Source organism: Fusicatenibacter sp. (assembly GCF_977045365.1).
Window position 1 is genome coordinate 38,097 of record NZ_CDRRUH010000015.1, and the last position, 13,844, is coordinate 51,940.

Annotated in this window: 11 protein-coding genes; 2 read left to right on the forward strand and 9 right to left on the reverse strand. The window is 48.6% G+C overall.

Translation table 11 applies throughout. From position 1 onward, the window contains the following. Positions 1 to 37 precede the first annotated feature (37 nt). From secA to hrcA, 7 genes are all read right to left on the reverse strand, one after another. Positions 38 to 2,608: a preprotein translocase subunit SecA gene (gene secA / locus ACY2VW_RS05400; protein ID WP_461877338.1), complete on the reverse strand. Its 2,571-nt coding sequence runs from the start codon at positions 2,606 to 2,608 to the stop codon at positions 38 to 40. Positions 2,609 to 2,798: 190 nt separating this feature from the next. Further along, positions 2,799 to 3,326, reverse strand: a complete 528-nt coding sequence (gene hpf, locus ACY2VW_RS05405) for a ribosome hibernation-promoting factor, HPF/YfiA family (RefSeq protein WP_055218411.1) — start codon at positions 3,324 to 3,326, stop codon at positions 2,799 to 2,801. Positions 3,327 to 3,784: 458 nt separating this feature from the next. After that, positions 3,785 to 4,561 (reverse strand): phosphoribosylformimino-5-aminoimidazole carboxamide ribotide isomerase, encoded by a 777-nt coding sequence (gene hisA, locus ACY2VW_RS05410; RefSeq protein ID WP_461877339.1) that lies wholly within the window; start codon positions 4,559 to 4,561, stop codon positions 3,785 to 3,787. A 167-nt stretch (positions 4,562 to 4,728) separates the two neighbouring features. Further along, positions 4,729 to 5,937 (reverse strand): molecular chaperone DnaJ, encoded by a 1,209-nt coding sequence (gene dnaJ / locus ACY2VW_RS05415; protein ID WP_117761695.1) that lies wholly within the window; start codon positions 5,935 to 5,937, stop codon positions 4,729 to 4,731. A gap of 225 nt (positions 5,938 to 6,162) precedes the next feature. Then, positions 6,163 to 8,037, reverse strand: coding sequence for a molecular chaperone DnaK (gene dnaK / locus ACY2VW_RS05420; protein ID WP_461875062.1), 1,875 nt, complete (start codon positions 8,035 to 8,037; stop codon positions 6,163 to 6,165). 66 nt (positions 8,038 to 8,103) lie between these two features. Next, the gene (grpE, locus tag ACY2VW_RS05425) at positions 8,104 to 8,715 is read right to left on the reverse strand and encodes a nucleotide exchange factor GrpE (protein ID WP_461877340.1); all 612 of its coding nucleotides are present in this window, start codon (positions 8,713 to 8,715) and stop codon (positions 8,104 to 8,106) included. Positions 8,716 to 8,764: 49 nt separating this feature from the next. Further along, complete coding sequence (gene hrcA, locus ACY2VW_RS05430) at positions 8,765 to 9,823, reverse strand: heat-inducible transcriptional repressor HrcA (protein WP_461875064.1); 1,059 nt, start codon at positions 9,821 to 9,823, stop codon at positions 8,765 to 8,767. 284 nt (positions 9,824 to 10,107) lie between these two features. Between hrcA and ACY2VW_RS05435 the strand changes: the two genes are divergently transcribed. Next, entirely contained in the window at positions 10,108 to 10,326 is a 219-nt protein-coding gene (locus ACY2VW_RS05435; protein ID WP_055218403.1) for a helix-turn-helix domain-containing protein, read from the forward strand. 77 nt (positions 10,327 to 10,403) lie between these two features. On the opposite strand, the gene ACY2VW_RS05440 is transcribed toward ACY2VW_RS05435, so the two are convergent. Then, positions 10,404 to 10,769 (reverse strand): hypothetical protein, encoded by a 366-nt coding sequence (locus tag ACY2VW_RS05440; protein WP_461875066.1) that lies wholly within the window; start codon positions 10,767 to 10,769, stop codon positions 10,404 to 10,406. 172 nt (positions 10,770 to 10,941) lie between these two features. Between ACY2VW_RS05440 and ACY2VW_RS05445 the strand changes: the two genes are divergently transcribed. Continuing rightward, entirely contained in the window at positions 10,942 to 11,160 is a 219-nt protein-coding gene (locus ACY2VW_RS05445; protein WP_055218399.1) for a helix-turn-helix domain-containing protein, read from the forward strand. 209 nt (positions 11,161 to 11,369) lie between these two features. Here ACY2VW_RS05445 and uvrB read toward each other — a convergent pair whose 3' ends face one another. Beyond that, positions 11,370 to 13,373 carry an excinuclease ABC subunit UvrB gene (uvrB, locus tag ACY2VW_RS05450; RefSeq protein ID WP_461877341.1) on the reverse strand — a complete coding sequence of 668 codons (2,004 nt, stop codon included), beginning with the start codon at positions 13,371 to 13,373 and terminating at the stop codon, positions 11,370 to 11,372. Between the last annotated feature and the right edge of the window lie 471 nt (positions 13,374 to 13,844).

Sequence of the window (13,844 nt, forward strand, 5' to 3'; positions counted from 1 at the left end):
GATCGTGCTCATCCGTCTCACTGCTGTTCTGCTTTTATCAAACCGGTTTTCTTCCGCAGCACTGTTTGTACTTCTTGCCGCTTCCGCACGGGCATGGATCGTTTGGATAGATCTTACGCTCTGCGCGCTGTACCGGTTTTCTCGGGCCGGACTCGTCTTTGTTGGTTCCGGTCACTTTTGCCACCTGCTCACGTTCTACTTTCTGCTCAACACGTACATGGAACAGGAGACGGACGGTATCCTGCTGGATGGACTCGAGCATTTCGTTAAACATGTCGTAAGCTGCCATCTTGTACTCAACCTTCGGGTCTCTCTGACCGTATGCCTGCAGACCGATACCCTCGCGGAGCTGATCCATATCATCGATATGATCCATCCACTTCTGGTCGATTACTTTCAGGAGAACGACACGCTCAAGCTCACGAATCTGCTCCTCCTCCGGGAATTCTGCTTCTTTTTCCTCATAGAGCTTGACAGCTTCCTCTTTTAGCTTCTGCTTCAGTTCGTTTTTTGACAGCTTCTCTACGCGCTCTTTTGTCACTGCCTTCACCGGTATGACGGAAAGCAGCATCTCATTCAGTTCCGTCAGATCCCATTCGGACTGCTCGGTATTCTCGCCGATGCAGAGATCTACGATATTGTCGATGGTATCGGCGATCATCTTGAAGATGGTATCTCTCATGCTCTCGCCGTCCAGCACGCGGCGTCTCTCTTTATAAATAATTTCTCGCTGCTCGTTGTTGACCTGGTCGTAGTCAAGAAGGTTTTTACGGATTCCGTAGTTGTTGCCCTCGATCTTCTTCTGCGCCTTTTCGATTGCAGAAGAAAGCATCTTGTGCTCGATCTGCTCATTTTCCGGTACGCCGAGGGATTTGAAAATGCCCATCAGTTTTTCGGAACCGAAGAGTCTCATCAGATCGTCTTCCAGGGAAATGTAGAAACGGGACTCACCCGGGTCTCCCTGACGGCCGGAACGACCGCGGAGCTGATTGTCGATACGGCGGGACTCATGACGCTCGGTGCCGATGATCTTTAAGCCGCCGGCAGCTTTTGCCACATCGTCCAGCTTGATATCGGTACCACGGCCGGCCATGTTGGTCGCGATGGTAACGGCTCCTGCCTCGCCGGCATGGGCTACGATTTCTGCCTCGAGCTCATGGAACTTCGCATTTAAGACCTGATGCGGAATTCCCTCGCGGCGAAGCATTTTGCTGATCAGCTCAGAAGTCTCAATGGTGATGGTACCAACCAGAACCGGCTGGTTCACAGCATGTGCCTCTTTGACTTCCTCTACGACTGCGTGGAATTTCTCTTTTTTCGTCATGTATACGGCATCGTCCATATCCACACGGATGACCGGACGGTTGGTCGGGATCTCGATAACGTCCATGCCGTAGATATCACGGAACTCCTGCTCCTCGGTGAGGGCAGTACCGGTCATGCCGGCTTTTTTCTCGTATTTGTTAAAGAAGTTCTGGAACGTGATCGTTGCCAGAGTCTTACTCTCTCTTCTTACTTTTACGTGCTCTTTTGCCTCGATTGCCTGATGCAGACCATCGGAATAACGGCGGCCCGGCATGATACGTCCGGTGAACTCATCGACGATCAGAACCTCGTCATCTTTGACTACATAGTCCTTGTCGCGGTGCATCAGATAGTTGGCACGCAGCGCCAGGATCACATTGTGCTGGATCTCCAGGTTTTCCGGATCGGAAAGGTTCTCGATATGGAAGAAGTTCTCGACTTTCTTCACACCGTCATCGGTCAGGGTAACAAATTTGTCCTTCTCGTTGACGATGAAGTCTCCGGTCTCCTCGATCTCCTCGCCCATGATGGCGGTCATCTTGGTCATCTCGCCGCTTGCCTCACCGCGCTGCATCTGGTGTGCCAGAATATCCGCGGTCTCGTACAGCTTCGTGGATTTGCTGCTCTGTCCGGAAATAATCAGAGGTGTTCTTGCCTCGTCGATCAGGACGGAGTCAACCTCGTCGATGATGCAGTAAGCAAGCTCTCTCTGTACGAGCTGCTCTTTGTAGATGACCATGTTGTCACGCAGGTAATCGAAACCAAGTTCGTTGTTGGTGATGTAGGTGATGTCGCATGCGTACTGCTGGCGACGCTCATCGTTCTTCATATCGTTTAAGACAACACCGACGGTCAGGCCAAGAAATCTGTGAACTTTGCCCATCCACTCAGCATCTCTGTTTGCCAGGTAGTCGTTGACGGTAACGATGTGGACACCGCGTCCGGTCAGTGCGTTCAGGTAAGCCGGAAGGGTGGAAACGAGGGTTTTACCTTCACCGGTTTTCATCTCGGCGATACGGCCCTGATGGAGGATAATACCACCGATGAGCTGTACGCGGTGGTGCTCCATACCGAGGGAACGTTTTGCTGCCTCGCGGACGGTTGCGAATGCTTCCGGAAGAATGGAATCCAGGGATTCGCCTCCGTTGTAGCGGTCTTTATATTCCTTTGTCTTGGCACGCAGCTCTTCATCGGTCAGTGCCTGCATGGTCGGGCGGAGAGCTTCGATTTTGTCTACGATTGGATAGATTCGTTTCAGCTCGCGCTCACTGTGCGTACCAAAAAGTTTTTCTGTGAATTTCATAGAATGTTTGCTCCTGCTTTCTCTATTAATTACCATATTAACATATGGTATTATTCTACCACTTCTGGCACAAGATAACAATGAATTTTTCGTAAACATTTCCCCGCCCGGCCCTTTCCGCGAAAAAATCACCCTGTTTCACAGCTTTTCTAAGCTGAAAACAGGGTGACTGTTCACTCTTTATTTACTTTTAGCACTCCGGCTCGATCAGACCGTAGGTGTTGTTCTTTCTCTTGTAAACAACGTTTACTTCGTCGGTCTCTGCATTGCGGAATACGAAGAAGGTGTGTCCAAGAAGTTCCATCTGTACGCAGGCATCTTCCGGATACATTGGTTTCATGCCGAATTTTTTGGTACGGATGATCTGGATATCTTCGTCCTCCAGATAGTCATGCTCCAGATATTCTTTCTGGAAGTTTCCTGCTTCCTGCTGTTTGTCGGCAATTTTGTTTTTGTATTTGCGAAGCTGGCGTTCAATGACTTCTTCTACCAGATCGATGGATACGTACATATCGTTGCTTACCTGCTCGGAACGGATGATGTTTCCTTTTACCGGAATGGTAACCTCAATTTTCTGTCTTTCTTTCTCTACACTTAAGGTTACAATGACATTTGTGTCAGGCGTAAAATATTTCTCCAGTTTGCCAAGTTTTTCATTGACCGCGGCTTTTAATCCCTCTGTCACGTCAATATTTTTTCCGCTGATGGTAATTTTCATTATGCCCAACCCCTTTGCTTTCAAATTTTACAGGTTTTTCACTTCCCCTGTAAGTAACTCTAATTATAGCAATAGTTGTCTATATTTGCAATAGTATTTAGAAAATTCATGAATATTTTAGAGTTTTTTCTGTTACAGTTCACTTGTATCTTATTTTTGACAGATTTCATGCTCGCATGAAAATCTGTCGAGAATAAGATACAAAGGGAGCGCCTATAGCAAGACCCGAAAATAATGCAAAAAAGGCAGTGCTGCAGAGCGCGAATTGCAAGGAACAGATTTGAAGGCGTACCGGGGTACGACGAAAATCTGTGACGCAGTAATTCACGCTCTGCGGTGCTGAATTTTTTGCATTATTTTCGGGGATTGCTATAGTTATGAGCAAAAAGGAGCTGCGCAGCAGCGGAGAGCGCTGAAAGCGCGGTTTTGCGAATGGCGCGGGTGAATGTCCGTTTCCACTACCGGCGGCATACTGCCAGCACGTCTTCAAACTTCATTTTGCCGCCGAACAGATCCAGTGCGCTGCCGATTGTCACATCGACGTGGTTGTTTCCCAGTTTTTTGAGCAGCTCCAGGTCTTCAAAACTTCCCACACCGCCGGCGTACGTCACCGGAAAATCTTTCATCTTCGCAAGCAGTTCCACCAGCTCCATCTCAATGCCGGAAGCCTTTCCCTCGACATCCACGGCATGGATCAGGAACTCATCACAGTATTCTGACAGGTGATGCAGCAGTTCCTCTGTCACTTCTTCGTCCGTGAACTTCTGCCAGCGGTCCGTCACGATATAGTATTTTCCGTCCTGCTTCCGGCAGCTTAAATCCAGTGTCAGCCGCTGCTTTCCTACCGTCGTCACCAGCTTGTCCAGATTTTCATAGAACACATGGCCGTCACGGAACACATACGAAGTCACAATCACATGGCTTGCCCCCGCTGTCAGAAACTCGCACGCATTCTCCGCATCAATGCCGCCCCCGACCTGCAGTCCGCCCGGATACGTCGAGAGTGCCAGTAAAGCCTGCCGCTTGGTCTCCTCATAAAACTCGGTGCCTTTCTTATTCAACAGAATTACATGGCCCCCCGTAATGCCCTGCTCTCCATACAGCTGCGCATAGTACGACGCATCCTGCTCCGAGACAAAATTCTCGCTCGCCTGATTTCCCTGATCCTTCAGCGATCCCCCGACAATCTGTTTTACTTTTCCGTTATGAATATCAATACATGGTCGAAATCTCATTTTCCCCGTTTCCTTTCTTTTCTCTCCCCTTAAGTTTTCCACATTATATCAAAATCCGACCATTCTGTGTATAAATTCACCGAATTTTCATGGTTCTTTCATAGAAAAGAAAGAAGAACCTGCTTTTTCCACAGATTCTTCTTTCTTTTCCGGCTTGCCGCCGTTCTTTATTTATCGATGTCCTCAAAGGCCTCTTTCACTTTATCCATAAAGCCTTTTTTCTTCTTCGGCTGCTCTGCGGTTTCGCCGTCGGCTGCTTTTTCTTCTGCTGCCGGGCGGTTTCCGCAGGCTTCATCGAAGGCACGGAGGGCTTCTTTTGCTTTCTCATTCAGTTTCGTCGGAGTCTGGACTACGAGTGTTACGTAGTGATCACCGCGCACATTGCTGTTACGAAGGGACGGAACGCCTTTTCCCTTCAGGCGGATCTTCGTATCGGTCTGGGTTCCCGGTTTTACAGTGTAGAGAACGTCTCCGTCAACGGTGCTGATCTTCACATCGCCGCCGAGTGCTGCCTGGGCAAACGTAATCGGTGCAGTGGAGAAGATGTTCATATCCTGTCTCTGGAAGATCGGATGACGGGTTACCTGAACCTCGACAAGCAGATCTCCTCTCGGTCCGCCGTTTACGCCCGGCTCACCTTTTTCACGGATCCGGATACTCTGTCCATCGTCGATTCCGGCCGGAATGTTGACCTGAATGCGTTTTCTGCTGGATGTGTATCCTGTGCCATGGCATGCGGTACATTTATCGCGGATGATCTTTCCGGTTCCGTTACAGTCCGGACAGGTCGTCACGTTTCTCACAGAGCCGAACATGGTCTGCTGCGTGTACGTAATCTGACCGGTTCCGTTACACTTGGAACATGTCTCCGGTGAAGTTCCTGGTTTTGCGCCGGTTCCGTGGCACGTTGTACAGGTATCCTTCAGGTTGATCTCGAGCTCTTTCTGGCATCCGAAAACAGCTTCCTCAAACGTAATGTGGACAACAGCGCGGAGGTTTGCTCCCTTCATCGGTCCATTGTTTGCTCTTCTTCTGCTTCCGCCGCCACCGAACAGGTCGCCGAAAATATCGCCGAAGATATCACCCATATCTCCGCCACCAAAGTCGAAGCCGCCGAATCCACCGGCTCCTGCGCCGCCACCGCCGTTTTCAAATGCAGCGTGGCCAAACTGATCGTACTGACGCCGTTTGTCCGGATCACTCAGCACGCCATAGGCTTCTGTCGCCTCTTTAAATTTTGCCTCGGCCTCTTTGTCGCCCGGGTTCATATCCGGATGGTATTTCTTGGCCAGTTTACGGTATGCTTTTTTTAATGTTGCATCGTCCGCTCCGCGGTCTACGCCGAGGACCTCGTAATAATCTCTTTTTTCTGCCATTTATGTTCACCTTTTCATTTCTGTTCCACAAATTTCATCTTTGCAGAAATGTTTTTCCGCACGCTCCAGTATAGCACTTTTCCGAAAGCAATACCAGCATAAATACAGGGGGCGGAATGTGTTTTCCGTCCCCTGCAAACATTCGCCTCACAGGGCTTTTTGCGTTTATTTACTTATTGTTTCAACTCACAGTCGGTATTTTCACGGAGTGTGACATGCCGAAAATTAAACCTCTTTGTAGTCAGCATCTACGACGTCGTCGTCATGGCCGCCTGCTGCTCCTGCATTTCCCATATCCGGGCCTGCACCAGCTGTTCCGGCACCTGCTGCGCCGCCCTGCTGCTGCTCATACAGTTTTGCGAACAGTTTCTGAGCGCTTGTCATCAGTTTTTCCTGAGCTGCTTTCAGGTCAGCTACCTGTGCATCTGTCATCTCTTCCGGATTGCATTTTGCAATGAGGTCTTTCAGTGCATTCAGGTCAGCTTCTACTGCTGTCTTATCGTTTGCATCCAGCTTGTCGCCGACTTCCTCGATTGCTTTCTCGGTCTGGAACACCATAGAGTCTGCATCGTTTCTTGCGTCGATTGCTTCTTTGCGTTTCTTATCCTGAGCTTCGAACTCAGCAGCTTCTTTGACTGCTTTGTCGATCTCGCTGTCGGACATGTTAGAGCCTGCGGTGATGGTGATGTGCTGCTCTTTTCCTGTTCCCAGGTCTTTTGCAGATACATTTACGATACCGTTGGCATCGATATCAAAGGTAACCTCGATCTGCGGAACGCCTCTTCTTGCTGGCGGGATTCCATCCAGACGGAACTGGCCGAGGGATTTGTTGTCTTTCGCGAACTGACGCTCACCCTGTACTACGTTGATATCTACTGCTGTCTGGTTATCAGCTGCGGTGGAGAAGATCTGGCTCTTCTTGGTCGGGATTGTGGTGTTACGCTCGATCAGACGAGTTGCAATACCTCCCATGGTCTCGATGGACAGAGACAGCGGAGTTACATCCAGAAGAAGGATGTCGCCTGCGCCGGCATCTCCTGCAAGTTTACCGCCCTGTACGGAAGCACCAAGTGCTACGCACTCATCCGGGTTCAGGCTCTTGCTCGGCTCGTGTCCGGTCAGCTGTCTTACTTTATCCTGTACAGCCGGGATACGGGTAGATCCGCCTACCAGAAGGACTTTGGAAAGCTCGGATGCCTGAAGGCCTGCATCAGAGAGTGCTCTCTGTACCGGCTCTGCGGTTTTCTCTACCAGGTCGTGGGTCAGCTCATCGAATTTAGCCTTTGTCAGGTTCATATCGAGATGTTTCGGGCCATCTGCCGTTGCAGTGATGAATGGCAGGTTGATGTTGGTTGTGGTTGCGCTGGAAAGCTCTTTCTTTGCTTTCTCTGCTGCTTCTCTGATTCTCTGCAGAGCCATTTTATCATTGGAAAGATCGACGCCTTCCTGTTTCTTGAACTCAGCGAGGATGTAATCTGTTACTTTCTGGTCGAAGTCATCGCCGCCCAGACGGTTGTTTCCTGCTGTGGAAAGAACTTCGATAACACCGTCACCGATCTCGATGATGGAAACATCGAAAGTACCGCCGCCAAGGTCGTATACCATGATCTTCTGCTCTTTCTCGTTATCCAGTCCGTATGCCAGAGCTGCTGCGGTAGGCTCGTTGATGATACGTTTTACATCAAGACCTGCGATTTTACCGGCATCTTTGGTTGCCTGACGCTGTGCGTCATTGAAGTAAGCCGGAACTGTGATAACTGCTTCTGTTACTTTCTCGCCAAGGTAGTTCTCTGCATCACCTTTCAGTTTCTGAAGGATCATAGCGGAGATCTCCTGCGGAGAGTATTTCTTTCCTTCGATGTCTACTTTATAATCAGTACCCATCTCACGTTTGATGGAACGGATGGTTCTGTCTGCGTTTGTTACAGCCTGACGTTTTGCCGGCTCGCCGACCAGACGGTCACCTGTTTTTGTGAATGCTACGATAGATGGAGTTGTTCTTTCACCTTCTGCGTTTGCGATAACGGTTGGTTTTCCACCTTCCATAACGGCTACACAGCTGTTTGTTGTTCCTAAGTCAATACCAATAATTTTGCCCATTGTTGTTTCCTCCTCAATGAATTATGCTAAAAAATGGTTTAATTTCTATTTATTTATCTTCAAGGCTTAGTTAGCCACCTTGACCATACTGTGACGGACTACGGAACCTTTGTACATGTAGCCCTTCAGGAACTCTTCTACGACGATGTTCTCGCCGGCTTCCTCATCCTCCACATGCATCACTGCGTTGTGCAGGTTCGGATCGAATTCCTTTCCAACGGCCTCGATCACGGTTACACCGAGTTCATCGAGTGCTGTGGTAAACTGTTTGTATACTTTATTCATGCCGTCTGCGAACGGATCTTCCTCCGTTTTTTCCACCGTTGCAAGTCCGCGCTCGAAGCTGTCAACAACCGGAAGAATCTTCTCGATGATGTCTTTTGCTCCAATGGCATACATATTTGCTTTTTCTTTTTCGGTGCGTTTGCGGAAGTTATCGAACTCTGCCATCTGACGGGTCAGGCGGTCAGTCAGCTCTTCGATTTTCTCATCTTTTTTATCTTTTTTCTTTTTGAAAAACTTTCGTTCTTTGCCATCCTCAGCAGTTTCTTCTGCAGCTTCCGCTTCTTTTGCCTCTGCTGCTTTCTTTGCTTCTTCCTGCTCCGCAGCCGGTTCGGTTTCCGGCAGATCGGTCTCTGCTCCGGTTTCTTTTTCCATCTCGCGTGTAGGTTCTTCCATGGTTTCCTCTTTCTTTCTATTTTCTTCGCTCACGGATCATTCCACCTTTCTACTCACCTGTGTCCGGCTTTTTGAAGACGGCGTCCAGTTGAACTTTTAATGTTTTCAGGTTATCTACCACATTTTCGTAATCCATCCGCTTTGGTCCCACGATACCGATTGTTCCGCGCATACCGTTTCCCATATCGTATGTGGTGGTGACCACGCTGCAGTCCCGTAAGGGTTCCATCGAAGATTCATTTCCGATGTATACCTGAATACCGGTATTTTCCTCTCCATCCTGCTCCTCGGCAGCTCCTTTGATCATATCGACCAGTTTCTGCCGTTCCTCGAATGTGGAGATCAGCTGGCTGGCTTTGCTGCTGTCGGAAAGCTCAGGGTACTTGAAAATGTTGGTTGCGCCGCTGGTGTACACCGGCACATCTTCTTCGCTGACTGCGATGGCTTCCGCTACGGTATCGACCACTTTGCTGATGATGCCGGAGTGGATGCCTGCCTGCTCTTTCATTTTCCTGATCATGCCAAGATTGATTTCTTCAATGGTCAGGCCATTGAGCTGTGTGTTCAGAAGCAGGTTCAGCTTTAATATCTGTTCATCGTTGATGGTCTCATCGAGGTCGATCATCTGGTTTTTCACCAGGTTGCCTTCTACGACGATGACGGCCAGGAGCTGCTCTTCATTGACTTTTGAGAGCTGGATGAATTTCACTTTATTTCTGTGATATTCCGGTCCCGTAATCAACGTTGCATAGTTGGTAGATGAAGCGAGGACTTTGACAACCTGCTGCAGAACTTTCTCCATGCGGTCCGTTTTTTCAATGACCATGTTTTTGATGTCTGCAACTTCCTGTTCTTTTTCCCGCATCAGCTCATCTACATAGAGGCGGTAGCCTTTATCGGAAGGAATGCGTCCTGCAGAAGTGTGGGGCTGTAAGATGTAACCCATCTCTTCCAGATCGGACATTTCATTCCGGATTGTGGCGGAGCTTAAATTCAAATCCGTGTATTTGGAAATCGTTCTTGAGCCGACCGGCTCGCCCGTTTCCAGATACGTCTGGATGATCGCTTTTAATATTTTTCTTTTTCTTTCATCCAATTCTGTATCCACTAAGATAAGCTCCTTCCTGTTGTATAGTCCTGTTAGCACTCGTTTCAGTGGAGTGCTAACATCTATGCTCTTAAGATAGCACTCTGCCTTTTGTTTGTCAACACCTTTTCCCGGTTTTTCTATGAAGAAATTGTGAAAAAAGTATAAACCGTTTTCTTTCTGAAAAGGAATCTGACTTTTCTTTTTTATTGCATTCTGCTGTTTCAAAGGCGCTATAGCCGTATGGTAGGATTCCGCCATTTCGATACGACCATTTAGTAGCATTTTCTCAGAGGTGATGAATCATGAAATATCAGAGACTGGAGGATCTGCGCACGGACCACGATCTGACGATCCGCCAGGTTGCCGACTATCTCGGCTGCAACCGCGATGTGTATACCCGGTATGAAAAAGGCGTCCGGCAGCTGCCGATCTCCATTGCCATCCGTCTGGCGGAGCTGTATCAGGTCAGTCTGGATTATCTGGTCGGCATCAGCGATGAGAAGCGGCCGTATGGATCCTGACTTTCCGGTGTCTCCGCCGCAGCAAAAGCAGGAGGACAGTTTTTCTTTTCCCTGTCCTCCCTGTTTTGCTTTTTCGTTTACAGATTCTGCAGATATTCCATCATCCGCGTTTCGCTGAGTTTCCATCCGTCCGGCTCCCCGCAGAGATACAGCGTAAAATGCCCGCACGGGACTCCGTTTTCCAGGTGGATGCCGGTATACAGTTCTACAATGAGGAGTTCTTCCGCTTTTTCTTCATATATATTAGTGATCTGATAGATGCGCTCTCCCTTTTCGTCCACCGGCCATTCCTTCTTCAGCACATCCCTCAGACGGTTCTCCTGCCCCTGCGCTTCACAGCCTTCCTCCCGGCTGATCATTTTTTCAAACGCTTCCGGCGTCTCCATCCGTTCCACTATATTCTGGACAAAATCTTCTATTTCTATTCTTTCTGCTTTTCCCATTCGTTCCCCCATTTCTGCCGTACATATTTTTCTGTTTTCTGCACAGGCTGTCTTCACCCGCCGTTTCTCTCTCCTGCCCCATTCTCCAATTTGCGACCATATGATCTGATTTAACTTTGTCCATCCAACCGTTTGGTAGTATGGGTTTGAATCTGAAAGGATGGTACAACGTATGAAATACCAGAGAATTGAAGATATGCGGATCGATCAGGATCTCACCATCAAAGAGATTTCTGCCCTGCTCGAATGCAACCGCGACGTCTATTCCCGCTACGAAAAAGGAATCCGCGACATCCCGATCGACTATGTGATCCAGCTTGCACGGTTCTATGACTGCTCGGTCGACTATCTGCTGGGTGTCTCCAGTAAAAAGAGAAAATTCGGCGATTGATTTTTTTATTGTTGTCTTTTTTATTTTTGTGTTTGCGTTTTGATACGACTGTTTGGTCGTATTTTATATTATAATGGTATTCTTATTTTGCGTCAATTCTGAACAAGAAGGAATCAAAATCGGACGCAAAAAAGCGTGCCGGAAAGTTTTCTGTCGCTTTTCCGGCACGCTTTTTTCATGCTCTTTTCTTCTTTTTTATTTCTGATTTTTTATTCTTCCATGTCATCCAGGCTCTTCTTCAGTGTGATCATTTTGTCACGCAGCTCGGCGGCCATTTCGAAATTGAGTTCGGCGGCGGCGGCTTTCATCTGTTTCTGTACCTGACCGATCAGTTTTTCCAGTTCTTCGCGGCTCATGGACTCCGGGTCTTTTTCCATCTTGTCTTCGGTCTTTGCCACTTCTTTCGAGATGCTGATGAGATCGCGGACGGCTTTTTTGATGGTGGTCGGAGTGATGCCGTGTTCTTTGTTGTAGGCTTCCTGCAGGGCACGGCGGCGCTTCGTCTCGTCGATGGCCAGGCGCATAGAATCGGTCATCACATCGGCGTACATGATAACATGGCCCTCGCTGTTTCGTGCGGCACGGCCGATGGTCTGGATCAGAGAGGTTTCGGAACGCAGGAAACCTTCTTTATCGGCATCCAGGATCGCCACGAGTGTGATTTCCGGGATGTCGAGACCCTCACGCAGAAGGTTGATGCCGACGAGCACATCGAAGACATCGAGACGCATATCACGGATGATCTCGGTCCGTTCCAGGGTGTCGATATCGGAGTGCAGGTAGCGCACGCGGATGCCGGCCTCTTTCATATAGTCGGTCAGATCCTCTGCCATACGCTTCGTCAGCGTCGTCACGAGAACTTTGTTGTGTTTTGCGGTTTCTTTCTTTACTTCCGAAATCAGATCGTCGATCTGTCCCTCCACCGGGCGCACTTCGACATCCGGGTCGAGAAGGCCGGTCGGGCGGATGATCTGTTCGGCGCGCAGCAGCTCGTGGTCTGCCTCGTAGTCGCCCGGCGTGGCAGATACGAAGAGGATCTGATCGATCCGGTCCTCGAACTCGCCGAAGTTCAACGGGCGGTTGTCTTTTGCGGACGGCAGACGGAATCCATAGTCCACCAGCGTCGATTTCCGCGACTGGTCGCCGGCATACATACTGCGGATCTGCGGAACAGTCTTATGCGACTCATCCACGATGATGAGGAAATCATCTCCGAAATAGTCCATCAGTGTGTAGGGCGGCTCGCCTGGCTTTAATCCGGAGAGGTAACGCGAATAGTTTTCGATGCCGGAACAGATGCCGGTTTCTTTGAGCATCTCAATATCGAAATTGGTCCGCTCCTCGATGCGCTGGGCCTCGATCAGTTTTCCCTCGTGCTTGAAGAACTTCACCTGCTCTTCCATATCCTTTTCAATCTCGCCTGTTGCTTTCAGGATCGTGTCCATCGGCACAACATAGTGGGAGGCAGGAAAGATTGCGATATGGTTCAGTTCACATAAGATTTCACCCGTCAGCGTATCGATCTGCACCAGACGGTCAATCTCATCCCCGAAGAACTCGACGCGCACCGCCTTGTCCGTCTCCTCCGCCGGAAAAATCTCCAATACATCACCGCGCACGCGGAACGTACCGCGGTGGAAATCCATATCATTCCGGTCATACTGAATATCAATCAACTGCCGGATCACATCGTCCCGGTCCTTTTCCATTCCCGGGCGGAGCGAAATAATCATCTCCATGTAGTCCTTCGGGCTTCCGATTCCATAGATACACGAAACACTGGAAACCACAATGACATCGTTCCGCTCACTCAGTGCAGAAGTCGCGGAAAGCCGCAGCTTATCAATCTCATCGTTCCGCGCAGAGTCCTTCGCAATATACGTATCCGAAGACGGCACGTAAGCCTCCGGCTGGTAGTAGTCGTAGTAGGATACAAAATATTCCACTGCGTTATCGGGGAACATCTCCTTGAACTCTCCGTATAACTGAGCTGCAAGTGTTTTATTATGAGCGATGACAAGTGTCGGCTTCTGTAATTGCTGAATCACATTTGCCATCGTAAAAGTCTTTCCAGAACCCGTAACCCCTAGTAAAGTCTGGCATTGATTGCCTTCCTTGAACCCTTTCACAAGCTCTGCAATTGCCTGTGGCTGGTCTCCGGTTGGCTTATATGGGGCTTTTAATTTGAACTCATTCATGGTAAATCCCTCCATTTGTGACTTTTACTATGACCAATATCAGCCAAAAATTCGTATCCAGATTCGTAACGAAAAGCTCATTTTTATGGTGAATAGATGTGTTTCTCACCTCGTTACGAATAAAAGTCACAAAACTGATTTTTGCGGATAAAACAGCACCCGGAAATACCTGATGATACTAGGCTCCGGTTCTGTCATATTTTTACTGTTTGTTCTTGTAACAGTCCCTATTATATCAGACATTTTTTTGAAAGTATATAGATGAAGGCAAGAAAAAAGTACAAATGTTCGATTCTTATTTGTACTTTTCTCTCTTACTACTATTCTATTTTTTATCATGCTGCGTGGAAATATTCCTCCAGGATTAAGTCTATTTCAATCACTTCTGAATAATCATAATACTGATCTTTCCGCTCTTTTGGAATAACTTCTTCAATAAATGGTTCCAATACATCCAGACAGTCTTCTATGATTTCCTGCGTATCT